The 26,453-nt window shown below is 68.9% G+C and carries 23 protein-coding genes; 5 read left to right on the forward strand and 18 right to left on the reverse strand.

What is annotated here, in order from left to right:
• Positions 1-71: 71 nt before the first annotated feature.
• Genes dapC through DO944_RS04410 form a run of 5 tightly spaced genes read right to left on the reverse strand, consistent with a single transcriptional unit; the run spans position 72 to position 2,955 of the window.
• Complete coding sequence (gene dapC / locus DO944_RS04390; RefSeq protein WP_112614936.1) at positions 72-1,178, reverse strand: succinyldiaminopimelate transaminase; 1,107 nt, start codon at positions 1,176-1,178, stop codon at positions 72-74.
• Positions 1,175-1,501: a ferredoxin gene (gene fdxA, locus DO944_RS04395; RefSeq protein ID WP_023950512.1), complete on the reverse strand. Its 327-nt coding sequence runs from the start codon at positions 1,499-1,501 to the stop codon at positions 1,175-1,177. The genes dapC and fdxA overlap by 4 nt, the downstream gene beginning before the upstream one ends.
• Positions 1,502-1,510: 9 nt before the next feature.
• Positions 1,511-1,912, reverse strand: coding sequence for a histidinol dehydrogenase (locus DO944_RS04400; protein ID WP_112614938.1), 402 nt, complete (start codon positions 1,910-1,912; stop codon positions 1,511-1,513).
• A gap of 9 nt (positions 1,913-1,921) precedes the next feature.
• Positions 1,922-2,236 (reverse strand): AzlD domain-containing protein, encoded by a 315-nt coding sequence (locus tag DO944_RS04405; protein ID WP_112614940.1) that lies wholly within the window; start codon positions 2,234-2,236, stop codon positions 1,922-1,924.
• Complete coding sequence (locus DO944_RS04410; RefSeq protein ID WP_112614942.1) at positions 2,233-2,955, reverse strand: AzlC family ABC transporter permease; 723 nt, start codon at positions 2,953-2,955, stop codon at positions 2,233-2,235. Before DO944_RS04410 ends, DO944_RS04405 begins: the two co-directional genes overlap by 4 nt.
• A gap of 49 nt (positions 2,956-3,004) precedes the next feature.
• Here DO944_RS04410 and DO944_RS04415 point away from each other — a divergent pair, with 49 nt between their 5' ends.
• Positions 3,005-3,346, forward strand: coding sequence for a DUF2200 domain-containing protein (locus DO944_RS04415; RefSeq protein WP_112614944.1), 342 nt, complete (start codon positions 3,005-3,007; stop codon positions 3,344-3,346).
• 83 nt (positions 3,347-3,429) lie between these two features.
• Here the strand turns inward: DO944_RS04415 and typA are convergent, their stop codons facing one another.
• The 10 genes from typA to DO944_RS04465 all read right to left on the reverse strand — a co-directional run bounded on the left by typA (position 3,430) and on the right by DO944_RS04465 (position 17,622).
• Positions 3,430-5,343 carry a translational GTPase TypA gene (typA, locus tag DO944_RS04420; RefSeq protein WP_023950506.1) on the reverse strand — a complete coding sequence of 638 codons (1,914 nt, stop codon included), beginning with the start codon at positions 5,341-5,343 and terminating at the stop codon, positions 3,430-3,432.
• Between the two features lie 109 nt (positions 5,344-5,452).
• The gene (locus tag DO944_RS04425) at positions 5,453-7,108 is read right to left on the reverse strand and encodes an ABC transporter ATP-binding protein (RefSeq protein WP_112614946.1); all 1,656 of its coding nucleotides are present in this window, start codon (positions 7,106-7,108) and stop codon (positions 5,453-5,455) included.
• A complete protein-coding gene (locus DO944_RS04430) occupies positions 7,105-8,148 on the reverse strand; it encodes an ABC transporter permease (RefSeq protein WP_112614948.1) in 1,044 nt (347 codons plus the stop codon). Before DO944_RS04430 ends, DO944_RS04425 begins: the two co-directional genes overlap by 4 nt.
• Complete coding sequence (locus tag DO944_RS04435) at positions 8,145-9,665, reverse strand: ABC transporter permease (protein ID WP_112614950.1); 1,521 nt, start codon at positions 9,663-9,665, stop codon at positions 8,145-8,147. Before DO944_RS04435 ends, DO944_RS04430 begins: the two co-directional genes overlap by 4 nt.
• Positions 9,666-9,777: 112 nt before the next feature.
• Entirely contained in the window at positions 9,778-11,502 is a 1,725-nt protein-coding gene (locus DO944_RS04440) for an ABC transporter substrate-binding protein (protein ID WP_112614952.1), read from the reverse strand.
• Between the two features lie 235 nt (positions 11,503-11,737).
• Positions 11,738-12,292 (reverse strand): PH domain-containing protein, encoded by a 555-nt coding sequence (locus tag DO944_RS04445; protein ID WP_112614954.1) that lies wholly within the window; start codon positions 12,290-12,292, stop codon positions 11,738-11,740.
• Positions 12,293-12,303: 11 nt separating this feature from the next.
• Positions 12,304-14,028 carry an ABC transporter ATP-binding protein gene (locus DO944_RS04450; RefSeq protein ID WP_112614956.1) on the reverse strand — a complete coding sequence of 575 codons (1,725 nt, stop codon included), beginning with the start codon at positions 14,026-14,028 and terminating at the stop codon, positions 12,304-12,306.
• Complete coding sequence (locus tag DO944_RS04455) at positions 14,025-14,975, reverse strand: ABC transporter permease (protein WP_023950496.1); 951 nt, start codon at positions 14,973-14,975, stop codon at positions 14,025-14,027. Before DO944_RS04455 ends, DO944_RS04450 begins: the two co-directional genes overlap by 4 nt.
• Positions 14,965-15,894, reverse strand: coding sequence for an ABC transporter permease (locus tag DO944_RS04460; protein ID WP_023950495.1), 930 nt, complete (start codon positions 15,892-15,894; stop codon positions 14,965-14,967). The genes DO944_RS04455 and DO944_RS04460 overlap by 11 nt, the downstream gene beginning before the upstream one ends.
• 117 nt (positions 15,895-16,011) lie before the next feature.
• On the reverse strand, positions 16,012-17,622 hold the full coding sequence (locus DO944_RS04465; RefSeq protein ID WP_112614958.1) for an ABC transporter substrate-binding protein: 1,611 nt from the start codon (positions 17,620-17,622) through the stop codon (positions 16,012-16,014).
• A 374-nt stretch (positions 17,623-17,996) separates the two neighbouring features.
• Between DO944_RS04465 and DO944_RS04470 the strand changes: the two genes are divergently transcribed.
• Genes DO944_RS04470 through DO944_RS04485 form a run of 4 tightly spaced genes read left to right on the forward strand, consistent with a single transcriptional unit; the run spans position 17,997 to position 21,864 of the window.
• Positions 17,997-19,157: a Xaa-Pro peptidase family protein gene (locus DO944_RS04470; RefSeq protein ID WP_146752005.1), complete on the forward strand. Its 1,161-nt coding sequence runs from the start codon at positions 17,997-17,999 to the stop codon at positions 19,155-19,157.
• A 2-nt stretch (positions 19,158-19,159) separates the two neighbouring features.
• Positions 19,160-20,524, forward strand: coding sequence for a M20/M25/M40 family metallo-hydrolase (locus DO944_RS04475; RefSeq protein ID WP_112614962.1), 1,365 nt, complete (start codon positions 19,160-19,162; stop codon positions 20,522-20,524).
• A complete protein-coding gene (locus tag DO944_RS04480) occupies positions 20,521-21,069 on the forward strand; it encodes an Lrp/AsnC family transcriptional regulator (protein ID WP_023950488.1) in 549 nt (182 codons plus the stop codon). Before DO944_RS04475 ends, DO944_RS04480 begins: the two co-directional genes overlap by 4 nt.
• Before the next feature lie 39 nt (positions 21,070-21,108).
• Positions 21,109-21,864, forward strand: coding sequence for a CPBP family intramembrane glutamic endopeptidase (locus DO944_RS04485; RefSeq protein ID WP_112614964.1), 756 nt, complete (start codon positions 21,109-21,111; stop codon positions 21,862-21,864).
• A gap of 96 nt (positions 21,865-21,960) precedes the next feature.
• Here the strand turns inward: DO944_RS04485 and gcvP are convergent, their stop codons facing one another.
• The 3 genes from gcvP to gcvT are packed head-to-tail and all read right to left on the reverse strand — an operon-like array spanning position 21,961 to position 26,329.
• Complete coding sequence (gene gcvP, locus DO944_RS04490; protein ID WP_112614966.1) at positions 21,961-24,840, reverse strand: aminomethyl-transferring glycine dehydrogenase; 2,880 nt, start codon at positions 24,838-24,840, stop codon at positions 21,961-21,963.
• Positions 24,837-25,220, reverse strand: a complete 384-nt coding sequence (gene gcvH / locus DO944_RS04495) for a glycine cleavage system protein GcvH (RefSeq protein ID WP_112614968.1) — start codon at positions 25,218-25,220, stop codon at positions 24,837-24,839. The genes gcvP and gcvH overlap by 4 nt, the downstream gene beginning before the upstream one ends.
• On the reverse strand, positions 25,217-26,329 hold the full coding sequence (gene gcvT / locus DO944_RS04500) for a glycine cleavage system aminomethyltransferase GcvT (RefSeq protein ID WP_112614970.1): 1,113 nt from the start codon (positions 26,327-26,329) through the stop codon (positions 25,217-25,219). Before gcvT ends, gcvH begins: the two co-directional genes overlap by 4 nt.
• Between the last annotated feature and the right edge of the window lie 124 nt (positions 26,330-26,453).

Below are 26,453 nucleotides of genomic sequence, written 5' to 3' on the forward strand. Positions count from 1 at the left end.
ATTACAGCCTATCGGGCGCACGGGCCTACTCCGTACGGCGCCAAAGGATCAGCGGATCGGTAGGAGAGAACCTACGAACCCGTCAGGCGTGCGGCAGCGGCGTCGATCCGCTCCTGCGACGCGGTCAGCGAGAAGCGAACGTGCTGCGGGAATTGCGTTCCGTAGAAGTGGCCGGGGCCCGCGAGGATGCCGAGTTCGGCGAGCCGGCCGAGCGTCTCCCACGCGTCCTCTTGCGCCGTCGCCCACAGATAGAGTCCCGCTTCGCTGTGATCGATACGGAAGCCCGCGCGCTCGAGCGCCGGTCGGAGCACATCGCGACGGCGGCGGTACAGGTCCTTCTGTCGGGCGACGTGATCGTCGTCGCCCAGGGCTGCGACCATCGCCTGCTGCACGGGCAGGGGCTGCATCAGTCCCAGGTGCTTCCGCGCGGTGAGAAGCCGGGCCACGATGGTCGGGTCGCCTGCCAGGAACGCCGCCCGATAACCCGCGAGGTTCGACTGCTTGCTGAGCGAGTACACCGACAGCAGACCGCTGACGTCGCCTTCGCTCACCCGCGGGTCGAGCACGCTCGGCACCGTCTCGCTCGCCCAGGGCCCGTCCCAGCCGAGCTCGGCGTAGCATTCGTCCGAGACGACGACGGCGCCGAGCTCGCGTGCGCGGGCGACGATCCGCCGCAGCTCCGCGACGTCCAGCACGCGTCCGTCGGGGTTTCCGGGCGAGTTGACCCAGACGAGTCGGGTGCCCTCCGGGTAGTCGGCCGGGTCGTCTGCGGCTGCCGGCGTCGCACCGACCAGGCGGGCGCCGACCTCGTACGTCGGGTAGGCGGCGCGGGGATGCACGACGACATCGCCGGCACCGAGGCCGAGCAGCAGCGGGAGGAGCGCGACGAGCTCCTTCGACCCGATCGTCGGCAGCACGCTGTCGGGGGCCAGACCGGTGACACCGCGGCGACGCTCGTACCACCGCACGATGGCCTCCCGAAGCGCTGGGGTGCCGACGGTCTGCGGGTACGCATGCGCGTCGGTCGCTTCGCGCAGGGCGCGGGCGACGACCTCAGGCGTCGGGTCGACCGGCGACCCGATGGACAGGTCGACGATGCCGCCCGGGTGGCGGCGGGCCTTCTCGGCGTAGGGCGCTACGGCGTCCCAGGGGTAGTCGGCGAGGTCGCGGACGCTCAATGCCCCTCCCCCTGCGGCGGCAGCGCGGCCACGAGGGGGTGGTCCTTCGCGATGACGCCGACCTTCGCGGCACCTCCGGGAGATCCCAGGTCGTCGAAGAACTCGACGTTCGCGGTGTAGTAGTCCTGCCACTCGTCCGGCAGGTCGTCTTCGTAGTAGATCGCCTCGACCGGGCACACCGGCTCGCATGCGCCGCAGTCGACGCATTCATCCGGGTGGATGTAGAGCGAGCGCTCACCCTCGTAGATGCAGTCCACGGGGCATTCGTCGATGCAGGCGCGGTCCTTCACGTCCACGCACGGGAGGGCGATCACATAAGTCACATGACGAGTCTAGTTCGTGCGATCGGACGCGGCCGCCCGGCGTGCTCCCGCGAACGAGGGCCAACCGACTACGACGGCCACCATGACCGGCACAGCGAACGTCCAGATCAGCCCGGTGCTCAGCTGCCCGTCCGGCGGGGCAGGCACGACGACCGAGCCGCCGGGCCCGCGTCCGGAGAAGACGACGGTCGAGACGAGAGCGCCCAGCCCGCAGGCCAGCGCCGTCCACCGGTCGTCGGTGAGCAGCCGCAGCCCCGCGACGAGGGCGGTCACGCCGGCGACAGCGACGATGAGCCCCACCGGCAGCACACCCCAGGAGTACGCCTGGGTGATCGTCCCCGCGACACCGTAGACGGCTCCCGCGATCGCGGCGACGAGCCACCCGGCGAAGCGGGTCCAGGTCTGATTCACCGAGCCAGTCTAAGCGGCCCATCCGCCCGCCCGAAGCACCGCCGCCATCAGCGCCGCCCCCGCCACGACCACGAGGAATGGGGCGCGCGCGGCGAGCAGGACGGCGGCCATCGCCACGGCAGGCAGGCGCGCGTCCACCACGATCGCGGCGCCCGCGCCGAGCGTCTGCACGACGACCAGCGCGGAGAGCAAAGCGATCGTCAGCTGGTCGATGATGCGCTGCGCGCGTTCCCCGTCGAACCATCGCGGCGGAAGGAGGTACCCCAGGGCCTTCAGCGCCACGCAGATGATCGAGGCGACGAGGATGCCGGTCCACGGGCTCATCGGGCCTCCCCCGTCGTCTTCGCGTCATCGCCCCGCGACGAACGCCGGCCCGGCATGGCCGCGGCGACCACGATGGCCACGACGCCGGCGATGAGGACGGGGATCCCGGGCATCGTGAGGGGCGTCGCGACACCGGCGACGACTCCGGCGGCCACTCCGACGACGACCGCGTCCAGCCGGCGGAGCCGCGGCCACAGCAGCGCGAGGAAGGCTGCCGCGGCGGCCGCGTCGAGTCCATAAGCCCGGGGGTCGCCGAGGACGTCACCGAGCAGCGCACCGAGGAGTGTGAAGAGGTTCCATCCGATATAGATGCCCACTCCGGTCACCCAGAAGCCGATGCGGCGTGCGCGGGGGCCCGACTGCGCGAGGGCGACTGCCGTCGACTCGTCGATCGTGAACGGGAAGGCGCTCAGCCGCCGCGCGATGCTCCCGCCGACCACCGGCGCCATGCGAAGACCGTATGCCACATTGCGAACGCCCAGGAGCGCTGCGGAGGCGATGGCCGCGGGCAGCGCCGCCCAGCCACCCGTCGCGACGACACCGACGAAGGCGAACTGCGAGCCGCCCGTGAACATCAGGAGACTGAGCACGCAGGTCTGCCAGACATCGAGCCCCGCGGCGACCCCGAGCGCGCCGAACGATACGCCGTAGGCGCTCGTCGCGACGGATACGCCGATCCCATCGCGCCACGCGCGCCGCGTCGCGGCATCCTGCTCCATCGCTCCGATGCTATCGACCCGTGCTCGCGACGCCGGATACGCTGACGGCATGAGTCGCGTGTTCACGATGAGCGTCGCCTCGGTCTACGTCCACTATGTGGCCAAGGCGGAGCGGAAAGGCCGGACGCGCGCCGACGTCGATGAGGTCACCCGATGGCTCACCGGTTTCAGCCAGACGGAGCTCGATGCCCATCTCGCCGCCGGGACGACGTTCGAGGACTTCTTCGCCGATGCCCGGGTGAATCCCGAGGCCACGAAGATCACCGGTGTCATCTGCGGCATTCGCGTCGAGGAGATCGACGATCCCCTGATGCAGCGCATCCGATATCTCGACAAGCTCGTCGACGAAGTCGCCCGCGGCAAGCAGATGTCGCGCATCCTCCGCCGCTGACCGCCCGACGCACCGCGAATGTCACGACCCCGGAGGCCGAGGATCGGCGCTCCGGGGTCGTGGGCAGGCGTCGGGGAGCCGGATCAGGCGTTGGCGTCCTGGCGCTTCGCGCGCGACGCGGCGCGGCCGCGCTCGGTCGCATCCAGCACGACCTTGCGGATGCGCACCTTCTCGGGGGTGACCTCGACGCATTCGTCGTCGCGCGCGAACTCGAGCGACTCCTCCAGAGTCAGCACGCGCGGGGGCGTCATCGACTCGAAGGAGTCCGAGGTCGACGAACGCATGTTCGTGAGCTTCTTCTCCTTCGTGATGTTGACGTCCATGTCGTCGGCGCGCGAATTCTCGCCGATGACCATGCCCTCGTAGACCTCTTCGGTGGGCTGGACGAAGAAGCTCATGCGCTCCTGGAGGGCGATCATCGCGAAGGGAGTGACGACGCCGGAGCGGTCGGCGACGATCGAGCCGTTCTGACGGGTCGAGATCGCGCCCGCCCACTCGTCATAGCCGTGCGAGATCGCATTCGCGATACCGGTGCCGCGCGTGATCGTGAGGAACTCGCTGCGGAACCCGATCAGACCACGCGACGGAACGACGAACTCCATGCGGACCCAGCCGGTGCCGTGGTTCGTCATCGTGTCCATCCGACCCTTGCGAGCTGCCATCAGCTGCGTGATCGCGCCGAGGTGCTCCTCGGGGGCGTCGATGGTCAGGTGCTCGAACGGCTCGGTGAGCTTGCCGTTCTCGTCGCGGCGCGTTACGACCTGCGGCTTGCCGACGGTCAGTTCGAAGCCTTCGCGGCGCATGTTCTCGACGAGGATCGCCAGCGCGAGCTCGCCTCGACCCTGCACCTCCCATGCGTCGGGGCGTCCGATGTCGACGACCTTGAGCGAGACGTTGCCGATGAGCTCGCGGTCGAGCCGATCCTTGACCATGCGCGCGGTGAGCTTGTGACCCTTGACCTTGCCCATCAGCGGCGAGGTGTTCGTGCCGATCGTCATCGAGATGGCCGGGTCGTCGACGGTGATCGCCGGGAGCGGCCGGACGTCCTCGGGATCGGCGATGGTCTCACCGATCGTGATGTCCTCGATACCCGCGATCGCGACGATGTCGCCCGGGCCGGCGGACTCGGCCGGGAAACGATCCAGGGCCTTCGTCTTGAGGAGCTCGGTGATACGCGCGTTCGAGTGAGAACCGTCGTGGCGGACCCACGCGACGGTCTGGCCCTTCTTGAGGGTGCCGTTGAAGACGCGGAGCAGGGCGAGGCGTCCGAGGAACGGGCTCGAGTCGAGGTTGGTCACCCAGGCCTGCAGCGGCGCCTCGTCGTCGTAGGACGGCGCCGGCACGTGCTCGAGGATCGCCTCGAAGAGCGGCTCGAGGTCTTCGTTGTCGGGGAGCTCGCCGTTGTCGGGACGGTTGCGCGACGCCGCGCCCGCGCGGCCCGAGGCGTACACGACGGGCACGTCGAGCAGCGCGTCGACGTCGAGGTCGGGCACGTCGTCGACGAGGTCGCCGGCGAGACCCAGCAGCAGGTCGTGGGCCTCCTCCTCGACCTCCGCGATGCGGGCGTCGGGGCGGTCGGTCTTGTTGACGAGCAGGATGACGGGGAGCTTGGCCTCGAGCGCCTTGCGCAGCACGAAGCGAGTCTGCGGCAGCGGACCCTCCGACGCGTCGACGAGCAGCACGACACCATCGACCATCGACAGGCCGCGCTCGACCTCTCCGCCGAAGTCGGCGTGACCCGGGGTGTCGATGACGTTGATCGTCACGGGCACGTCGGTGTGGACGCCGTTGTAGGTGATCGCCGTGTTCTTGGCGAGGATCGTGATGCCCTTCTCGCGCTCGAGATCGTTCGAGTCCATGGCACGTTCCTCGACGTGCGCGTGGTCGCCGAACGAGCCGGTCTGGCGGAGCATGGCATCGACGAGCGTCGTCTTGCCGTGGTCGACGTGCGCGACGATCGCGACGTTGCGGAGGTCAGGACGAAGGGCATGCGCCATGAAGGGGGTCCTCAGGATGAAGGGAAAACGCCGGGATGCCGACGGGACAGTTTAACGCAGGCGCCCTGCGAGTTCGCGGGGCGCCTGCGAGAAGGTCGGAGTCCGGCCCTCAGGACGCGTCGAGAGCGGCCCGGCGTTCCTCGCGGCGCCGGCGCTGCTCGATGGGATCCGGGACCGGCGAGGCTGCCAGCAGTTCCCGGGTGTACGACTCGCGGGGCTGCAGCAGCACCTGCGACGTCGGCCCCTGCTCGACCGTTCGCCCCGACTTGAGCACGAGGATCTGGTCCGACAGCTGGTCGACCACGGCGAGGTCGTGGCTGACGAGGATGCAGGCGAACGAGTACGTCTCCTGCAGTTCCTTCAGCATGTCGAGCACCGCGGCCTGGACCGACACGTCCAGCGCCGACGTCGGCTCGTCGGCGACGAAGAGCTTCGGCCGCAGCGTGAGAGCCCGCGCGATCGAGACGCGCTGACGCTGACCGCCGGACAGCTCGTGCGGGTAGCGCTCGAGCACGTCGCGCGGCAGCCGCACGGCGTCGAGCAGCTCGCGGGCCCGGTCGAGCCGCTCCGCCTTGGTGCCGACACGGTGGATGGCCATCGGCTCGATGATGCAGTCGCCGATCGGGAACCGCGGGTCGAGGGATGCCGCGGGGTCCTGGAAGACGACGCCGATGTCGCGCCGTACGTTCTTCGCCTTGCGCCCGCGCAGTTTCGCGAGGTCCCGTCCGCCGAGACTCAGCGTCCCGTCCGCGACCGGCATCAGCCCGAGCACGGCGCGCGCAATCGTCGACTTGCCCGAACCGGACTCGCCGACGATGCCGAGCACCTCGCCGGCGGCGAGGTCGAACGAGACGTCCTCGACGGCGCGGAACGTCTTGCCGCGCCCGGCGTACTCGAGGACGAGTCCGTTCGCCTCCAGCACCACGTCGCGCGTGGCGCCGCCTGCAGCTCGTGAGGTGAGCTCGGGGTCGAGGCGGGGAACGGCGGCGAGCAGCTTCTTCGTGTAGGGATGCTGGGGCCGGGTGAGCACGTCCTCCACGTCGCCCACCTCGACCAGGTCACCGCGGTACATCACAGCGACGCGATCGGCGATGTCGGCGACGACGCCCATGTTGTGCGTGATCAGAAGGATGCCCGCATCACGGTGGTCCTTCAGGCGCCGCAGCAGATCGAGGATCTCCGCCTGGACCGTAACGTCGAGGGCGGTGGTCGGCTCGTCCGCGATGATGACCTTCGGATCCAGCGCGATCGCCATCGCGATGACGATGCGCTGACGCTGACCACCCGAGAACTGATGCGGGTACTGCTTGATGCGCCGCTCCGGCTCGGGGATGCCGACGTCACGCAACAGGCCGATCGATCGGTCCCGCGCGTCTTCGCCGTAGGCGACGTCGTGAAGCTCGAAGATCTCGGTGAGCTGACGCTCGATCGTGAGCACCGGGTTGAGCGCCGTCATCGGCTCCTGGAAGATCATCGCGATCTCGCTGGCGCGGAGCTTGCGCATGCGCTCGTTCGGAAGCCCGATCACCTCGGTCTCGCCGACGGTGATGGATCCGCGGGTGATGGCGTTCTCGGCGAGGAGGCCCATCGCGGCGAGAGAGGTCACCGACTTGCCGGAGCCCGACTCGCCGACTACCGCGACGACCTCGCCCGGGCGCACCTCGAGCGAGATGCCCTTGACGGCGTTGACGTCGCCCGAGCCGGTGAGGAACGTGACGGAAAGGTCGGTGAACTTCAGTGCGGTACGCGTGGCTGTGACGCTCATGCGCGGTTCCTCCTCTTGATCTCCCGACGCACGCTGCGCGACTGGCGCGGGTCGTACGCGTCGCGGATGCCGTCGCCCAGGAAATTGATGGACAGGGCGATCGCGAGGATCATCATGCCCGGCCACCAGAACAGCCAGGGCCTGCTGGTGAAGCTGCCCTGATACTGGTTGATCAGCAGGCCCAAGGAAGTCTCGGGCGGTTGGACGCCGAAGTTCAGGTACGAGAGCGAACTCTCCAGGAGGATCGCCCCCGCGATCGCGAACGTCGCGTTCACGGCGATGACACCGATGACGTTGGGGATGAGGTGACGGAAGATGATGCGCGCCCCCCCGGCGCCGGACGCCCGCGCCGCGAGGACGAAGTCCCGCTCACGGAGCGACAGCACCTCACCGCGCACGAGGCGCGCAAGGCCGGTCCACGTCAGGAGCGACAGCATGAACGCCAGAATGATCGGGTTCTTGCCGAGGTTGCCGGCGATCTGACCCACGACGGCCGCGAGGGCCAGGAGGGGGATCACGATGAACAGATCGGTGATGCGCATCAGCACCGAGTCGACCCAGCCGCGGTAGTAGCCCGCCACGGCGCCGATGATGGTGCCGATCACCGTCGACGAGATACCGAGCACGAGACCCAGCAGGATGGAACGCTGCGTGCCCATCATCGTCAGGGCGAAGAAGTCCTTGCCGGTGTTCTCCTGGCCGAACGGGTGCTCGCCGAAGCGGATGCCGTCGCCCCCGAGCCATTCAGGGATGAGGCTCAGCGTCGGCACGCCGCCGTTGACGACGTCACCCGCTGCGCGATAATCGTGCGGCCACCACCCCGGTATGCCTGCGAAACCGACGGACGTGAAGCTCAGCAGGGTGAGGAAGATGAGCACGACCGCCGAGATCGTCGCTGCACGGTGGCGCAGAAAGCGCCCCCACACGATCCGGGCCTGCGAGCGAGGCGCCGCGGTGCTCTTGGCGAGGGCTGCGTCCTCGGCCTCGGCGACCGAGAGCACCGACGTCGTGGTCGGGACGTTGTCGTTCGGGTTCGTCATACTCGGATCCTCGGGTCGATGACGGCGTAGAAGATGTCCGCCAGCATGTTGAAGACGATCGCGGCCAGGCCGGTCACGAGGAAGAAGGCCATGACCGGGTTCGGGTCCACCTGTGCAAGACCGGTCGAGAACAGATCGCCCATTCCCTTCCATCCGAAGACGCGCTCGGTGATGACCGCGCCGCCGATGAGGCCCGCGAAGTCGAAGGCCGCGATGGTGGCGATCGGGATGAGGGCGTTGCGGAAGGCATGGCGGAAGATGACCAGCCGCTCGGGAACGCCCTTCGCCCGCGCCGTGCGGATGAAGTCCTGGTTGCCCACCTCGAGCATCGACGTCCGCGTATAGCGGCTGTACGACGCCAACGAGATCACGGTCAGCAGCAGCGTCGGCAGCAGCATCTGCGTGCCGATGTCGAGGAAGGTCTGCCAGAACGTCCCGTCGAAGTTCGGCGTCTGCGCGCCGATCGTGGAGATGGGACGCGGCTTGCGCTGCAGGAAGGACGGCCACACGCGGAAGAGCGAGTCCACGACCGTCAGAAGGGCACCGCCGAAGATCGTCACGAACGCCACGACCGTCGCCGGCCCGCGGAAGCGTCCGCCGAAGAACCGCCCGATGAGGAACGGCACGATCATCGCCAGCAGCGCACCGCCGGCGAGCACGCCCCAGTTCATGTAGTAGATGAACACGTTCGTCAGCGCCAGGTGCATGACGACCACGAGTCCCGCACTGGCCAGACCGATGACGAGCACCCGCCGGTTGTGCAGCCCCACGGACGCCACTGTCGCGCTGAGCGCGAGGAGGACCGTGAGCACGGCCACGCCGACGATGGTGAGTCGCGGCTCGCGGAACGCGTTCGTCGCGAGCATGAGGGGCAGCGCTGCCCCCAGGACCGCGGCGGTGACGGCGAAGGTGACCGCCCGTCGCTTCAGCGAGCCGCCGCCGAGCACCTGCACGACGAACCCGATGACGACGGCGATCACGATGATCTGTATCGGCGTCAGCTCCGGATCGCGGATCCAATCGTTGTACCCGATCGCGAGGTACTCCTTGAAGAGCACCGCGGCCCAGAAGACCGGCAGCGAGAAGAACAGGAACGTGAGGAACGTCACGGCGTAGTCCAGGCCCGAATACTGCCGGATGGCGGTGATGATGCCGATCGCGATACCGATGATCAGTGCCAGGACCGTGGCGAGCAGGACGAGCCTCAGCGTCGAGGCCGCCGCTTGCCCGACGAGCGTCGACACTTCGACGCCCTGTCGGGTGAGGCCGAGATCGCACTGGCCGATCAGACACTTGCTCGCACCCAAGAGCCAGGTGAGGTAGCGCTGGAACCAGGGCTGGTCGAGGTTCATGTATTCGATACGCCGAGCGATCAACTGCTCGCGGTTGTCCGCGTTACTCTCTCGCAGGTCGGCGAGCGGATCGCCGGAGTTGATCGTCAGGACGTACATCAAGAGGGATGCGGCGAGCATGATGCCCACCGCTGCCGCCAGACGGCGGATGATGAATTTCAGCACGGAAGTCGAGGTCCCTTGGTCGTACGCGGGGCACACATGTGCCCCTCACGGGAGTGTGGGCCGTCACCGCAGCGACGGCCCACACTCTGGTCGTGTCAGAGACAGAATACGTTTATTCTGCGCGCGACCACTTCTCGGCGTTCCACATGATGCCGCTCTGGCCCACCGAGTGCTGAGCGTTCTCGATGTCGGCAGCAGCGGCGTCGACACCGGGGTGAGCGAACACCGGGATGCCGAAGAGGTCGTCCCACAGCTGCTTCTCGATGATCTTCGTCTGCTCGAGGTGAACCGACTCGTCGAGGCTCGTCGCGAGCGTCTCCCATGCCTGGTCGACGACCGGGCTCGAGTATCCGCCGTAGTTCTGCGGCTTATCGGTGGCGTAGATGTTCTGGCCCGAGGTGATCTGGCCGGAACCGGCCCAGGCGAACAGGGCCACGTCGTAGTCACCGCGCTCCTGGGTGCCACCGGGCTGGAAGAAGTCGGCGTTGCCGACGTCCTGGATCTCGAAGCCGGCCTGGTCGCAGGACGACTTGATGAGGGCGACCTCGTCGGCACGGCGCGGGTTCGGAGCGGAGTAGCCGATGCGGACGACGGTGCCGGCAGCGCCGGCGGCGTCGACGAGGGCCTTGGCCTCTTCGAGGTTGGGCTCGTCGTAGCGGCCGTCGTACGCGGCCGAGACGACCTCGTCGTAGTTCTCCTGGAAGGGGAACACCTCGCGGGCGTTCATGACCTCGGCGTCCGAGCTGACGGGCTTGATGAGGTTGTCGACGATCTGCTGGCGCGGCACGCACATCGCGAACGCCTGACGCAGCTCGAGGCTGTTAGCGAGCGACGCGTTGCCCTTGAAGTTGAAGTCGAGGTGCTCCCAGGTGAGCGTCTGGCCGGTGAGCAGCTGAGCGGCGTCGCCGAGCTCCTCGATCTGCGAGACGGTGTCGACCGTGGGCTGGGGGGCGATGACGTCGAGGTCACCGTTCTGCAGCGCCTGGACCATCGCGTCCTGCTCGACGAAGCGGATGACGAGCTCGTCATTGGCTGCCGGCGTGCCGTAGTAGTTCTCGTTGCGCTTGAGGGTCACCGACTGGCCGGCCTCCCACGACGAGAGGACGTAGGGGCCGGAGCTGGGGATGAGCGCCTCGTCGGGCAGCGTGCCGGGGGCGGTGTTCCATCCGGTGTTCCAGAAATCGGCCGCGTCGGCGAGGGCAGCGGCGTCGCCGCCGCGGATCGCCTCGACGAGCTCCTCCGTGGAGAGGCCGCCCTGCTCGGCCACGACGTGCGCCGGGCTGAGCATCCAGGTCTGGATCTGCCAGTCGGGGTCCGGCGCGGCGAACTCGACCGTGAACGACTTCGCGTCGGCGTCACCCTGCGGGCCGGCGGGAACGGTGTCACCGAGGTCCTGCGAGACCGAGTTGAACAGCGGGCCCTCGGCTCCGGCGAGGTTGGGGTTCTGCACACCCCACGCGAGAACGGCGTCGGCGACCGTGATGGGCGTGCCATCGGACCACTCGGCGTCATCGGCGATGGTGTACTCGACGACCATCGGGTCTTCCGAGATCAGCTCGTACGAGCCCAGATCGGTGTTCGGCTGGATGGCGCCGACCTCGTCGAAGTAGCTGAAGCCCGCGAGGAGCCGGTCCACGATCGCCGAGTTGTACGTCGAGTACGTCTCGGGCGTGAAGCCGTTGTAGCTGATGAAGTCGTTCGGACCGACTGAAACGGCGATGGACTGGCTCGCCGTCGTCGTCTCCTGTTCGCCGCCGTCTGCCGGCGCACAGCCGGCGACGACGAGCGCCAGGGCAGCGGCGCTCGCGCCCGCCATGGAGATACGCGTGAAACGCATTCCCACTCCTGTTCTCTTGATGATCCGGGCGACGGAAGACCTTTCCGCTCCCCGCTCGGCGACACCGCCGCCGAGTTCAGATGACCACTACCCTTGCGTGCGTTCGTTTCCAACGTGTTGCGCGAAACGAGTTCGTTAGCAAAATGTGTCCTACGCATGCCGCCGTCGGCGCACGCCTTGCTCATCGCGGCGCGCGGCGGCTGAGCACATAGCCAGGAGCGGCCCCCGGTCGACCTCAGCCGCCGAAAGCGAGGGCGAGAGCCGCCCAGAGCACGATGACGGCGAGGGGCAACAAAACCGCGCGGTTCCATGTGACGGCGATCGCCTCATCCGGCGCTTCGGGCTCGTGCTCTTCCCACGCCGAGCGGATCTCCTCGAGCTCGCGGACGGCGGCCGGCATCCGCTCCGCCTCTTCGCGGACGCTGGACCACGCACCACGGCCGACCCGGGACGGCCGGCTCGGCGACGGACCGCCGAAGGCGGCGATGGAGCGGCCGTCGGCCGTGTCGACGGTGACCTGCCAGCGCAATCGGATGTCGGTGACGGACGGCCAGGGCACACGCGTCACCCGGAGCGGGTTCGCTATGACGATCGCGTTCTCGTCGGTCGCGATGAACGGCGCGTAGAGCAGCGTGTAGATGATCCACACCGCCAGGAAGACCCAGGGCGCCAGCAGCAGACCCTGCACGACACCACCCCGGACGAAGGCGTCACCGAGGAGGAAGGCACCGAGCAGACCGGCGCCGACGACCGCGATGGTCGCCGACGCCGGCCGGTAGGTCTTGCGCATACTGCGGGGACTCAGACGCCGAACTGGAATCCGGCGCCGGGAATGGCCGCGAGCAGTTCGCGCGTGTATTCCTCGGTGGAGTGGTCGAAGACCTCGTCGGTCGTCGCCGATTCCACCAGGCGACCCCGTCGCATGACCGAGACGTTGTCGGCCACGAGACGCACGACCGCGAGGTCGTGGGTGATGAACAGATAGGTCAGGTCGAGCTCCGTCTGCAACTCCGTCAGCAGATTCAGGATCTGGCCCTGCACGAGCACATCGAGCGCAGAGACGGCCTCGTCGAGGACGAGCACGTCCGGCTTCAGCGCGAGCGCGCGCGCGATCGCGACGCGCTGACGCTGACCGCCCGAGAGCTCGCTCGGATAGCGATCCTTCGCCGCTGCCGGCAGCGACACCTGGTCGAGCAGCTCGCGTACCCGCGCCGATCGCTCCTTCTGGGTGCCGAACTTGTGCACCCGCATGGGCTCGGCGATCGTGTCGCCGACGCTGTACTGCGGGTCGAGGGTGCCGTACGGGTCCTGGAAGACCGGCTGGACCCGGCGGCGGAAAGCGAGCTCCTCGGCGCGGCTGAGCCCGCCGAGCTTCTTGCCGTCGAAGTGGATCTCACCCGAGGTCAGCTGCTCCAGCTGCAGGAAGAGCTTGGCGAGCGTGGACTTGCCCGACCCCGACTCGCCGACGATCGCGGTCGTCGTTCCCTTCGCCACCTGGATGCTGACGTCGTCGACGGCGACGATCTGCTTCGACGAGAGGCCGCCGGTGCGCACCTTGTAGACACGCCGCGCGTTGCGGATGTCGATGAAGTCACTGCGCGCAGCGACCGCCTCTGCCTCGGCCTCGCGTTCCTCGGCGCGTGCGAGGAACTGCTCCCCCGCGCCGAAGACGTCGACGTCCTCGTGGTGGCGCACCGCCTGGATGCGACGTGAGGCGAGGCTCGGGGCCGCGGACACGAGTCGCTTCGTGTAGGGATGCTTCGGATCGGCGAGGATCTCCTGCGACGGGCCCGACTCGACCACGCGACCGCGGTACATCACGACGAGGTGCTCGGCGCGCTCGGCCGCCAGGCCGAGGTCGTGGGTGATGAACAGCACCGACGTGCCGAAGTCCGTCGTGAGCGTGCCGAGGTGGTCGAGGATCTGGCGCTGCACGGTGACGTCCAGAGCCGACGTCGGCTCATCGGCGATGAGGAGCTTCGGACGCGCCGACAGACCGATCCCGATGAGCGCACGCTGACGCATACCACCGGAGAACTGGTGCGGGTACTGCCGCATCCGGTCGGCAGCGTCGGGCAGCCCTGCCTCGGTGAGGACCTCGACGGCACGATCGCGGACTGCGGCGCGACCGGTCGCGCTGCGGTTCGAGCGGACAGCCTCGCGCACCTGGAACCCGACGGTCAGCACCGGGTTGAGGTTCGACATGGGATCCTGCGGGACGTAGCCGATCTGCGCCCCGCGCACGGCCTGCAGCTCGCGGTTCGACAGCGCCGCGAGGTCGCGGCCCTCGAACATGATCTGGCCGTCCGTGATCCGCCCGGTGCCCGGGAGCAGCCGGATGATCGCCTGAGCCGTCGTGGACTTACCGGAACCGGACTCGCCGACGATCGCGACCGACTGGCGCGGGTAGATCGTCAGGTCGACGCCGCGGACGGCCGGGACGAGTCCGGCCTTCGTCTGGAACCCGACGTGGAGGTTGCGGATGTCCAGCAGCGGCGTGGCATCCGAGGACGTGGTGTCGCTCATCGGCGCGCACGCTCCTTCGGGTCGAGGGCATCGCGCACGACGTCACCCAGCATGAGGAAGGACAGGACCGTCACCGACAGGGCGGCGGCGGGGTAGATCAGCACCATGGGGCTCGTGGTGAGCGACTGGCGCGCGGAGTTGATGTCGTTGCCCCAGCTCATCACCGTCCCGGGCAGGCCGATGCCGAGGAACGACAGGGTCGCCTCGGCGACGATGAAGGTTCCGAGCGACACCGTGGCCACGGCGATGACGGGCGCGATCGCGTTCGGCAGCACGTGACGCAGCAGCACGCGCCAGCGCGAGACGCCGAGCGCGATGGACGCCACGACGTAGTCGGCCTGCTTGGCCGTCAGGACCGCGCCGCGCATGATGCGGGCGATCTGGGGCCACGCGAAGACCGCGATCACGAGGGCGACGACGAGCGGCGTCCGGTCGGGCACGACCGACATGAAGACGATGGCGCCGAGCACGGTCGGGATGGCGAAGAAGATGTCTGCCACGCGCGACAGGATCGCGTCGAGGATGCCGCCGTAGTATCCGGCGAGGGCGCCGACGATCGAGCCGAAGATCGTCACCATGAGCGTCGCGATGAAGCCGACCATGACCGACGACTGCGTGCCGTAGATCACGCGGGCGTAGACGTCGCAGCCCTGGCGGGTGAATCCGAAGATGTGTCCGGCACGCGGACCGGCGTTGCTGTCGGCCAGCTGACAGTTCGCGGTCGGCGACACGGGCGAGAAGAGCCCGGGGAACATCGCGACGACGAGGATCAGCACGATGAGCACGGCGGAGACCCAGAACATGGGCCGGCGGCGCATCGACTGCCACGCGTCGCTCCAGACGGTGCGCGGCTTGTCGTCGGTCGAGACGGCGTCGATCGCCTGGAGCGGCGTCTCCTCCTCGGGAGCGACGAAGTGTTCCTGATTCCGGCGGAGATTACTTGGCATAGCGGATCCTCGGGTCGAGCCAGGCGTACAGGAGATCGACGAGCAGGTTCGCCAGCATGATGATGATGACCATGATGGCGACGAAGGACACGACCGTGGGTCCCTCACCGATCGTGATGGCGCGATAGATCGTGCCGCCGACGCCGTTGATGTTGAAGATGCTCTCGGTCACGATCGCGCCAACCATCAGCGATCCGAGATCCACGCCCAGGTAGGTCACCACGGGGACGAGCGAGTTGCGCAGGACGTGCACCGTGACGACGCGACGGCGGCTGAGGCCCTTGGCCGTCGCCGTGCGGACGAAGTCGGCGGAGAGGTTCTCCGCGACGGAGGAACGGGTGAGCCGGACGATGTACGCGAACGAGACCGTCGCGAGCACGATCGCCGGCAGGAGGAGCTCGTTCCAGGGCGCACCCGCACTGACGGTGGTGCGGAACCAGCCGAGCTGGATGCCGAGGATGTACTGCAGGACGAAACCGATGACGAAGGTCGGCACGGAGATGAGGAGCAGGCTGACGACCAGAGCGGTGGCGTCGAAGAGCTTGCCCTTGCGCAGGCCCGCGATGAGACCGACGACGATGCCGAAGAACGCTTCGATCGCGAGGGCGAGGACCGCCAGTCGCAGCGTGATGGGGAACGCCTGAGCCATGACGTCGATGACGGGGCGGCCCGAGAACGTCGTGCCCCAGTCACCCTGCAGCAGCGCACCGATGTACAGGAAGTACTGCACGATGAACGGCTTGTCGAGGTTGTACTGCGCCCTCACCGCCTCGATGACGGCGGGAGACGGCTGACGCTCGCCGTACAGGGCGGCGATCGGGTCTCCCGGCAAGAGGAAGACGAGGGCGTAGATGAGAAGGGTCGCCCCGAAGAAGACGGGGATCAGCTGCAGCAGCCGTCGACCGATGAACCAGAGCATCGACGAATAGTTCCTAAATGGGTTCGGGTAGTGAGGGCGAGAGGGCCCCGGTCAGCACGGTGTCCGGGACGCGAATGCGCCCCGGACACCGTACTCGATGATCGCCTGGAGCCGAACTCAGCCCTTGGTGACCTGGTTGTAGAGCGGCACCGAGTCCCAGCCGAAGACGACGTTGTCGACGCCCTCGCCCCAGACACCGACGGCGTTCTGGTACCACAGCGGAACGCTGGGCAGATCGCGCATCAGGATCTCCTGAGCCTGCTCGTACAGGCCGGCAGCGTCCTCGATGGACGGAGCCGATGCGGCCTGCGTCAGCAGCTGGTCGAACTCGGGGTTGGTGTAGCCCTCGTAGTTCGAGCTGGCGCCGGTGCTGTACTGCGCCGACAGGAAGTTACCCTGCGACGGGTAGTCCGCCTGCCATCCGGCGCGGGTGGCGCCGGTCAGGGTGCCGCTCGTGCGCAGGTCGAGCGCAGCGGCGAACGTCGGCTGCGGCGAGCCGACCGCCTCGATGCCGAGCGTGTTGGCGATGCTGTTCGCGACAGCATCCACCCAGGCCTGGTGGCCACCGTCGGAGTTGTACGTGATGGTGAACGGTCCGGCGTACGGGCTGATCGCCTCGGCCTCGGCCCACTTCGCCTTCGCCTCTTCGGGGTTGTACTCGAGGACCTCGGAGCCGGGCAGGTCGTCGCTCCAGCCCTCGACGACCGGCGACGTGAAGTCGGTGGCCGGCGTGCGGGTGCCCTGGAAGATCGTGTCGGTGATCTCCTCGCGGTTGATCGCCATCGAGATCGCCGCGCGACGCAGCTGACCCTCTTCGTCGTTGCCGAAGTTCGGCAGGTAGAAGGGGATGTTGAAGCCCTGGTAGATCGCCGCGGGCTGGTTGACCGAACGCTCCGGGAAGTCCGTCTCGTAGGTCGCGAAAGCCGTGTCGGGAACGGTGTCGAGCACGTCGAGGTTGCCGCCCTGCGCGTCGGCGTAGGCCGACTCGAGGGAGGTGTAGAAGACGATGTTCAGACCGTCGTTCTTGACCTCGCGCACACCCTTGTAGTCGGGGTTCGGAACGAGGTCGATGCCCTCGTTGTGGCGCCATGCGCCCTCGCCGTCGAGCATGTACGGGCCGTTGCCGACAGGGTTCTCGCCGAACGCCTCGAGGTCGTCGAAGGCGACGGACGGCAGCGGCATGTAAGCCGTGTAGCCGAGGCGCAGCGGGAAGTCCGCGTCGGGCGCCTTGAGCGTGACCGTGAAGGTCATGTCGTCGACGACCGCGAGGCCGGTGGGTGCGGTGCTGCCGTCGTCGGACGCGCCCTCGATCGTGTAGAACCAGTACGCGCCGTTCTCATCCTGAGCACCGGCGGTCCAGGTGTCGACGAACGTCTGAGCGGTGATCTCCTCACCGTTGGTGAACTTCCAGCCGTCGGCGACGGTGATCGTCCAGACGACGTTGTCATCGCTCTCGATCGAGGAAGCGACCTCGTTCTCGATCGTGCCGTCGGCCTTGTAGCTGACCAGGCCCGCGTAGATCGAGGTGAGGATGCGGCCGCCGCCGGTCTCGGTGGTGCCGAAGGTCAGCAGCGGGTTCTGCGGCTCGGTGCCGTTCGTGGTGATGATCGCGGAGGCGTTGGAGCCCCCGCCCGTGTTGCTGTCGCCGCCGGCCGAGCAACCGGCCAGCGTGAGCGTGACGGCGGACACCAGCGCGATCGCGCCGACTCCCCAACGTCGTCTCGACATGTTTCCTCCTGGGTGACGGGTACGCGCTCACGGTCGACGGCGGCAAGGACACACCGGTGTCCGGAGCACGGGATATACCCCCGACGATAAGCGCGCTCCCGCCCTGTGACCGCATCCAGGCCCAAACCGTTACATGTCGGCAACAATCGCGCCCGCGGGGTTGCCATCGTGCACCGGGTGAGCCTCCCCCTCTGCGCGGTGCGTCAACCGGGACGCCGGGGGGCCGGTCGCAACCATCCGCCGACACCTTCAACTCCACTCGCGTGCGCCCACGTACGCTTTCGATAGAAAGGTGAACCGGCGCAAGCACCTCTCTGATGTAAGGTCGAGTCGTTCCGGATCCCACCGGAACCCACGACCGAAGGAGAGCCGCTGTGGTGGACGACGCCATCCTCATCTACGCGAGCACGCTGGCCGCCGACATGCGTCACGTCATCCCCCACGACGTGCACGACCCCTTCCTCTACATCGAGGTCGATGGGGCGCCGCACGTGGCCATCAAGTCGCTCGAGGCGGCGCGCATGCGCGATGTGCCGGGTATGACCGTGTTCCCCCTCGATGAGCTCGGCTTCGACGACTTCCGCGCCGCCGGCCAGGACCCCGACCTCGCGGAGCTCTCCACTCTCGTCGCCGCCTGCCGCAGGCTCGGCGTGACACGCGCCGCCGTGCCGCCCACCTTCCCGCTCGAGGTGGCGGATCACCTGCGCGCCAACGGGGTGGAGGTCCGCGTGGACCGCGACCTGTTCGTGCAGCGCCGTCGCGTGAAGACTCCGCACGAGCTGGCGGGCATCCGCCGGGCGCAGGTCGCCGCTGAGGCGGGCGTCTCGCTCGTCGCCGATGCCATGGACCGCGCCACCGTCGACGCAGACGGCGGCCTTCTGCTCGACGGCACGCCGCTGACCTGCGAGGACCTCAAGGACCGCATCCGGTCGGTCTTCCTCCGCAACGGCTGCGAAGACGCGGGCATGATCGTCGCCCACGGAGCGCAGACGTGCATCGGGCATCACGCCGGAGCCGGTCAGATCTTCGAAGGCGAGCCCGTCACGGTCGACATCTGCCCGCGCGACATCGCCTCGGGCGGGAACTCTGACATGACCCGGACCTTCGTCAAGGGCGACATCGACGACGAGCTCGCCTTCTACTACGACATCGTCAAGAAGTCGTTCGACGCGACGCTCGCGGCGATCCGTCCGGGGCTGCCCGTGGCGGAGCTGCACCGCATCTCGTGCGAGCCCATCGAGGCCGCCGGCCAGCCCACCCAGCTGACGAAGAAGCCGGGCGAGGTGCTCGACGAGGGGTACTTCCACTCGCTCGGACACGGCGTGGGCCTTGAGGTGCACGAACCCCCGAGCCTCAACCAGAACGACGCCGTCCTCGTCGCCGGTGACGTCATCGCCATCGAGCCGGGCTGCTACCGTCAGGGCTTCGGCGGCGTTCGCCTCGAGGACATCGTGCTGGTGACCGAGGACGGCTACGAGCTCATCTCGGACTACCCCTACGACCTCGTCCCCGTCTCGCTGCCCCGGGGCAAGTGAGGATGGCGCGCGACCCCCGGATCGACGACCGCGCCGACGAGATCGTCGCGAGCTGGCGGGAACTCTGCCGGTTCCCGACAGTCGCCGGTCGACTCGACGCGATCGCAGCGGCCGCCGACTGGATCGAGCAGCGCCTCGTGCCGCTGATGGATCGCGTCGTGCGCTACGACATCCCCGGTTATGGACCCGTCGTCGTCGGTTTCCGAGCCGGGGCGAGCGATGCGTCGCTGCTGCTGTACAACCACTACGACGTCCAGCCCGAGGGCGATCCGTCGCGCTGGACCTCGCCGCCGTACGCCGCGGAGATCCGGGACGGTGCCATGTACGCGCGCGGCGCGTGCGACGACAAGGCCGACGTGGCTGGCCGTCTCGCCTCGCTTCGCCTCTGGATCGAGGACCACGACGGGCAGACTCCGTTCGGCGTCATCTACCTCGCGGACCCATGCGAGGAGATCGGCAGCCCGGGCCTGGACGCGGTCCTCGCCGCGCACGCGGCCGAGCTGCGCGCCGACGCGTGCTTGTGGGAGAGCTACCTCCGCGAGGAGGACGGGCGCCCCGCCGTCGGGTTCGGATGCCGAGGGTCGCTCGAGATCGAGCTGTCGCTCGACATCCTCGCCGCGGCGCAGCATCCGTCGTACTCCTCGATCCTCCGCTCCGCACCGCTCGAGCTGATGGCGGCGATCTCGTCGATGCGCACCGACGACGGGCGGATCGCGGTCGCCGGCGTGCGGGATGAGGCGATCGTCCCGGACGAACGCGCGCGTCGCCGCACGGCGGACATCACCCTGCCCGGAGTGTCCATCGCCCGCGACGGCGTGACACCCTATCTGCCGGGAACCGACTCGGAGCTCTCGACGCGGTTCGTCTTCGAGCCGTCGATGAGCCTCTCCGGGTTCGACCTCGACGACGGCGTGCGGCAGAGCATTCCGGCGTCGGCGTCTGCACGCGTGCGCTTCGGGCTCGTCCCCGGGATGCAGCCGGAGCGCGTGGTGGATGCTATCCGCGCCCACCTCTCCGCACGGCATCCGGACGTCTCGGTATCCGTCATCCGCGCCCTCGCGCCCGCGTACTCACCGGTCGAGTCCGCCTTCGGCGAAGCCGTCGTGCGCGCTGCCGGGCATGCCTTCGGCGCCGACGCGGTCGTCTACGACGTGATGACGGGAGCGGGTCCCGGCGCCCTGTTCCTCGAGCACCTCGGAGCCCCCATCATCTCCCCCACTGGCACCCTGCGACCGGCCGGGAACATGCACGGCTACGATGAGCACGGCTACGTCGAAGACTTCCTCGACCACGTCCAGTTCACCCTCGACGTCCTCCGGGAGCTCGAACGCAGCGGCTTCGCCGACACACCCCGGGGAGGGGCATGACGACCGATCCAGCGCACCTGCGCTCGCTGCTCGAACCCGAGCGCGAGGTCCTCGAGATCGACGACGTCGACCGGCGGATCCTGCATCGCCTGCACGAGGACGCCCGCGCGTCGATGCGCAGCATCGCGGCGGACGTCGGGATGTCGGCTCCGGCGGTCGCGGAACGCATCGCGCGGATGGAACGCGGGCACGTCATCCGCCGGCACACGATCGAGCTCGACTGGGCGGCGCTGGGCTATCCGATGCTCGTCGTGATGCCGTTACGGCTGACCGGGAACGCCGACGCTGCCGCAGTGCTGACCGCGCTCAAGGCGATCGACGCCATGACCGAGGTCATCGTCCTGGCGGCCGGGTACGACCTGATGGCGCGGTTCCGCGTACGCGACCACGCCGATCTGCAGCGACTGCTCGTCGAGCAGGTCTGGCCGATCCCGGGCATCGACCGCGTCGAGACCATGCTCGCCATCGGCCGCCTCGCCGATCCCGAGCCGTTGCAGCACGTCCTGGCGACCGAGACCCCCGCGCGCAAACGCCGCCGCCCGTGACCCGCCATCCCCCGGCTTAACATCGACCCGGGAGGAAGAATGACGCACGTGTCACGGACCCGACTGTGGTGGGAGATCGCCCTCGTTCTGGCGCTCTCGGTCGGCCGGTCGGCGTTCTTCTCAGTGCTGTCGTTCCTCGAGGCGGTGACGAGCCCGGTGAGCCTCGGCGACCAGTCGACCTCGCTCAATCCCGGTGCAGCGACCGTCGACCCGTGGCAGGTGGTGTCGCAGGTCTTCTCGAACCTCTTCAACCTCGCGCCCGTCGCGTTGGCGATCTACTTCCTCTGGGAGCCCGGCCGCTCGGCGCTGCGCCGGATCGGTCTGGACTTCCGGGTGTTCGGAAAGGATGCCGGCGCCGGCATCCTGCTCGTCGTTCTCATCGGCGGGCCGGGCCTCGGGCTCTACGCGCTCGGACGGGCGCTCGGGATCACCGTCCAGGTGGGGGCCGCACCGCTCGACGGCGGCTGGACCGCCGTCATGCTCCTCGCGCTGGCCGCCCTGCGGGCGGGACTCACCGAGGAGGTCATCTTCATCGGTTACCTGTTCGACCGGCTTCGCCGTCTCGGCTGGAGCACGTGGACGATCATCCTGTCGACCGCCGCGCTCCGCGGGATGTACCACGCGTACCAGGGCGTCGGTCCGATCTTCGGGAACATCGCGATGGGCGTGGTCTTCGGGTGGGTCTACCACCGTTGGGGCCGGGTCATGCCGCTCGTCGTCGCGCACGTCGTGATCGACCTCATCGCGTTCATCGGCTACCCGCTGGCCGCATCGTGGTGGCCCGGGCTCTTCTGACACGTCGCGCTTGCCGAGCACGCACCCCCGCGTCGAGCACGCGCGCTGAACGGTGCGTGCTCGACGGGACGGTGCGTGCTCGCGACGCCGGGGGCGTCAGGCGAAGGCCTCCGGCGGCGGGCATGCGCACACGAGGTTGCGGTCGCCGTAGGCCTGGTCGATACGACGCACCGGTGGCCAGTACTTGCCGCGGACGAGGGACCGCACGGGATAGACGGCCTCTTCGCGCGAGTAAGCGTGCGACCAGGCCGACGCGGCCGCCGCTTCAGCCGTGTGCGGCGCGCCGACGAGCGGGTTGTCATCGGCCGGCCACTCCCCCGCGGCGACCCGGTCGGCTTCGGCGCGGATGGCGATCATCGCCTCGACGAAACGGTCGATCTCGGCGAGGTCCTCCGACTCCGTCGGCTCGACCATGAGCGTCCCCGCCACCGGGAACGACATCGTCGGCGCGTGGAAGCCGTAGTCGATCAGCCGCTTCGCGACGTCGTCCACGGTGATGCCGGTGCGCTCCCGCAGAGGACGCAGATCCAGGATGCACTCGTGCGCGACGAGTCCGCCTTCGCCGGCGTAGAGCACCGGATAGTGCTCGCCCAGCCGCGCCGCGATGTAGTTCGCCGCGAGCACCGCAGCTCCCGTGGCCGCCCGCAGCCCGGCTGCCCCCAGCATGCGCACGTACGCCCACGAGATCGGAAGGATGGATGCCGAGCCGTAGGGCGCGGCCGAGACCGGACCGCCCTCGAAGACGAACCCGCCGGCGTGCTCGGCCTGCTGGGCGCGCGGGTGAGACGGCAGGAACGGCGCGAGGTGCGCCTTGGCCGCCACGGGGCCCACACCCGGTCCGCCGCCTCCGTGCGGGATGGCGAACGTCTTGTGCAGGTTGAGATGCGAGACGTCGCCGCCGAGGTCGCCGAAGCGCGCGAAACCGAGGAGGGCGTTGAGGTTGGCGCCGTCGACGTAGACCTGACCGCCCGCCGCGTGCACCGCATCGGTGATCGCGAGCACCTCGTGCTCGTACACCCCGTGAGTCGAGGGGTAGGTGATCATGAGAGCGGAGAGCGCCGCAGCATGCTCGTCGATCTTGGCGCGGAGATCGTCGAGGTCGACGTTTCCCGCTTCGTCGCAGGCCACGACCACGACGCGCATACCGGCGAGCACGGCCGACGCGGCGTTGGTGCCGTGCGCCGACGACGGGATGAGGCAGACGGTCCGGTCGTCGTCGCCTCGCGACCGGTGATAGCCGCGGATCGCGAGCAGCCCCGCGAGCTCGCCCTGCGAGCCGGCATTGGGCTGCAGCGAGACGGCGTCGTAACCGGTCACCTCGGCGAGCCACCCCTCGAGCTGCTCGATGAGCTCGAGATACCCGCGCACGTCGTCGGCGGGTGCGAACGGGTGCACGCGGGCGAACTCCGGCCAGGTCACGGCGGCCATCTCGGTCGCGGCGTTCAACTTCATCGTGCACGACCCGAGCGGGATCATGCCACGGTCGAGCGCGTAATCGCGGTCGGCGAGGCGCTTGAGGTAGCGCATCATCGCCGTCTCGGAGTGGTGGCTGTTGAACACCGGATGGGTGAGGTACTCGTCCTCGCGCCGAAGCGACGCCGCTGCGTGCCGGTCAGCCCACGTCGATCCGCCGATGAATGCGAATGCGCGCTGCTCGGGACCGCCGAATGCTCGGACGATCGCGTGCAGATCGCTGACGGTCGTCGTCTCGTCGACGGCGACTCCGACCGTGTCGTCGTCGCGGTGCCACAGCTGGTAACCGGATTCGCGGGCCGCCGCGACGACGCCTGCTGCCCGGCCCGGCGCGCGCACCACGAGCGTGTCGAAGAACGCATCATGCTCGACCTCGACCCCCGCATCGGCCAGCCACTCGGCGAGAAGGGCCGCGTGACCGGCGACGGACTCGGCGATGCGCCGGAGCCCATCCGGGCCGTGGTACACGGCGTACATCGACGCCATGACCGCCAGCAGGACCTGTGCGGTGCAGATGTTCGACGTCGCCTTCTCGCGACGGATGTGCTGCTCGCGCGTCTGGAGCGAGAGCCGGTAGGCGAGATCGCCCGCCGCGTCGACCGAGACGCCGACGAGCCGTCCGGGCAGCTGGCGCTCGAGGCCGGCACGCACCGCCATGTACCCGGCGTGGGGTCCGCCGAAGCCCATCGGCACGCCGAACCGCTGGGTGGTGCCGACGGCCACATCCGCCCCGAGCGAGCCGGGCGATCGCAGCAGGGTCAGCGCGAGGAGATCCGCCGCCACGACGACGAGACCGCCCGCAGCCTGCACCTCCGCGATGACCGTGCTCGGATCCCACACACGGCCGGACGCACCGGGATACTGCACGAATGCACCGAAGACCGGCTCGTCGGACGGGGTCGTGCCCGCGGCGCCGGCGAAGTCGATCTCGCGCAGTTCGATGCCGAGCGCCTCCGCTCGATGGCCGAGCAGCGCCTTCGTCTGCGGCAGCGCATCCGCGTCGACGAGGAACACGTTGCTGCGCGACTTCGAGGCCCGCCGTGCGACGAGCATGCCCTCGACGACGGTGGTGGCCTCGTCGAGCATCGACGCATTCGCCGTCGCGAGCCCGGTCAGGTCGGTGACCATCGTCTGGAAGTTGATGAGCGCTTCGAGGCGGCCCTGCGAGATCTCCGGCTGATACGGCGTGTACGCGGTGTACCAGGACGGGTTCTCGAGGACGTTGCGCTGGATGACGGCAGGGGTGAGCGTGTCGTAGTACCCCAGGCCGATCATCGCCCGTGCCGGACGGTTGCGCGATGCCAGCTCGCGCAGCTCCGCGAGCGCCTCGTGCTCGGCGGCCGGGACCGGGATGACGCTGTCGGGCACCGCATCGACCTGGATGGCCGCGGGCACGGCTCGGGCGAGCAGAGCGTCGACGTCCGGATAACCGAGGACCTCGAGCATGCGCTGCTGCGCGGCGCCGTCGGTGCCGATGTGACGGGCGGCGAAAGCGGAGGTCATCGGTCTCCGCCGGTGAGCTCGACGTAGGCGGCGCGGTCGAGCAGACCGTCCGCGTCGGAGGGATCGATCTCGATGCGAACGAGCCAGCCGTCGCCGAACGGCCCGGCGTTCACGAGCGACGGGTCGTCGACGACGGCCTCGTTGATCTCGACGACGGTTCCGCTCAGCGGTGCGTAGAGCTCGCCGACCGACTTGGTCGACTCGATCTCGCCGCAGACGGCATCGGCGGTCACCGCGGTTCCGACGGCAGGGAGATCGACGAACACCACGTCACCCAGCTTCTCGGCGGCGTAGTCGGTGATGCCGACCGTCGCGGTGGTGCCCGACAGGGCGACCCACTCGTGCTCGGCGGTGTACTTCAGGTCGTCGAGATCGGTCATTTCTTCCTCCGGTAGAACGGCAGCGTGGTGACGGTGGCGGGAATGCGGGTACCGCGGACATCGAGCGCCAGCTCGGTGCCGAGTGCCGCGTGTTCGAGTGCGACGTAGGCCATGGCGATGGGATGCCCGAGGGTCGGGCTCAGGGCACCGCTCGTGATCTCACCGACGCGCTCGCCGTCGGGGCCGAGTACGGCGTAGCCGGCGCGGCCGGCGCGGCGGCCCTCCGAGACGAGACCGACGAGCACCGGCCCGCCGGAGGAGTCACGGGACTGGAGGCCCTCGCGGCCCACGAAGGCGCCCTTGTCCGTGGCGACGACGCGGCCGAGGCCCGCCTGCGCGGGAGCGACGTCGCGCGAGAGCTCATGTCCGTACAGCGGCATCCCGGCTTCGAGCCGCAAGGTGTCGCGCGAGGCGAGGCCCGCCGGCGCCAGCCCGAGCGGCGACCCGGCCGCCAGCACGGCGTCCCAGAGCGATTCGGCCGCGCGGGCCGGGATCATGAGCTCGAACCCGTCTTCGCCGGTGTACCCGGTGCGTGCGAGAAGCAGCGACTCACCCGCGAACTCGCCGGCGGCCCACGCGTAGTACCGCGTGTCCGCGAGTGCGACGTCGGGAGTCGACAGGCCCGGGGTGGACTCGAGCACCGCCAGCGCCGCCGGGCCCTGAACCGCCAGGAGCGCGTAGTCATCGGTGAGGTCTCGTACCTCGACGTCCCAGCCTTCGGCCCGTTCCTGGAGCGCCGTCCAGACGGGCTCGCGGTTGCCCGCGTTCGCGATGATGAGGAAGCGGTCGTCGCCGAGGCGGTAGACGATGACATCGTCGATGATTCCGCCGTCGTCGGCGAGGACGAGCGAGTACTTCGCCTTTCCGACGGTCATCGTCGAGATCCTGCCGGCGAGGGCGGCGTCGAGGCAGTCGCCGGCGACGGAGCCGCTCACCTCGAACTCCGCCATGTGCGAGATGTCGAACAAACCGGCGGCAGAGCGCACCGCGTGGTGCTCGGCGAGGTCGGACGTATAGCGGACGGGCATGAGCCAGCCGCCGAAGTCGGTGAACGATGCGCCGAGCGCAGCGTGACGATGGTGCAGGACGGTGGAGCGGGGATCTGACATGAGTTCTCCCGTTGCGGGCGGGCGGCTGCCACGGCTGCGGCATCCGGAACTCCCCCTCTGTCTTGGGCCTGAGAGTTTCACCGGGCGAACCCGGCTTTCACCGTCGGCGGATCCCCGAAGGGAT

This window comes from Microbacterium sp. SMR1 (assembly GCF_003289625.1).
GTDB lineage: Bacteria > Actinomycetota > Actinomycetes > Actinomycetales > Microbacteriaceae > Microbacterium > Microbacterium plantarum.

What these genes read in the sequence shown, in the direction of transcription:
- DO944_RS04475 (WP_112614962.1), top strand. Translation starts at nt 19,160, where the DNA reads ATGGCGCGCGACCCCCGGATCGACGACCGCGCCGACGAGATCGTCGCG.
- DO944_RS04485 (WP_112614964.1), top strand. Translation starts at nt 21,109, where the DNA reads ATGACGCACGTGTCACGGACCCGACTGTGGTGGGAGATCGCCCTCGTT.
- DO944_RS04480 (WP_023950488.1), top strand. Translation starts at nt 20,521, where the DNA reads ATGACGACCGATCCAGCGCACCTGCGCTCGCTGCTCGAACCCGAGCGC.
- typA (WP_023950506.1), bottom strand. Translation starts at nt 5,343, where the DNA reads ATGGCGCATGCCCTTCGTCCTGACCTCCGCAACGTCGCGATCGTCGCG.
- DO944_RS04455 (WP_023950496.1), bottom strand. Translation starts at nt 14,975, where the DNA reads ATGCCAAGTAATCTCCGCCGGAATCAGGAACACTTCGTCGCTCCCGAG.
- DO944_RS04445 (WP_112614954.1), bottom strand. Translation starts at nt 12,292, where the DNA reads ATGCGCAAGACCTACCGGCCGGCGTCGGCGACCATCGCGGTCGTCGGC.
- DO944_RS04425 (WP_112614946.1), bottom strand. Translation starts at nt 7,108, where the DNA reads ATGAGCGTCACAGCCACGCGTACCGCACTGAAGTTCACCGACCTTTCC.
- DO944_RS04405 (WP_112614940.1), bottom strand. Translation starts at nt 2,236, where the DNA reads ATGAGCCCGTGGACCGGCATCCTCGTCGCCTCGATCATCTGCGTGGCG.
- DO944_RS04410 (WP_112614942.1), bottom strand. Translation starts at nt 2,955, where the DNA reads ATGGAGCAGGATGCCGCGACGCGGCGCGCGTGGCGCGATGGGATCGGC.
- DO944_RS04440 (WP_112614952.1), bottom strand. Translation starts at nt 11,502, where the DNA reads ATGCGTTTCACGCGTATCTCCATGGCGGGCGCGAGCGCCGCTGCCCTG.
- DO944_RS04415 (WP_112614944.1), top strand. Translation starts at nt 3,005, where the DNA reads ATGAGTCGCGTGTTCACGATGAGCGTCGCCTCGGTCTACGTCCACTAT.
- DO944_RS04430 (WP_112614948.1), bottom strand. Translation starts at nt 8,148, where the DNA reads ATGACGAACCCGAACGACAACGTCCCGACCACGACGTCGGTGCTCTCG.
- gcvH (WP_112614968.1), bottom strand. Translation starts at nt 25,220, where the DNA reads ATGACCGATCTCGACGACCTGAAGTACACCGCCGAGCACGAGTGGGTC.
- DO944_RS04450 (WP_112614956.1), bottom strand. Translation starts at nt 14,028, where the DNA reads ATGAGCGACACCACGTCCTCGGATGCCACGCCGCTGCTGGACATCCGC.
- DO944_RS04460 (WP_023950495.1), bottom strand. Translation starts at nt 15,894, where the DNA reads ATGCTCTGGTTCATCGGTCGACGGCTGCTGCAGCTGATCCCCGTCTTC.
- DO944_RS04465 (WP_112614958.1), bottom strand. Translation starts at nt 17,622, where the DNA reads ATGTCGAGACGACGTTGGGGAGTCGGCGCGATCGCGCTGGTGTCCGCC.
- gcvP (WP_112614966.1), bottom strand. Translation starts at nt 24,840, where the DNA reads ATGACCTCCGCTTTCGCCGCCCGTCACATCGGCACCGACGGCGCCGCG.
- gcvT (WP_112614970.1), bottom strand. Translation starts at nt 26,329, where the DNA reads ATGTCAGATCCCCGCTCCACCGTCCTGCACCATCGTCACGCTGCGCTC.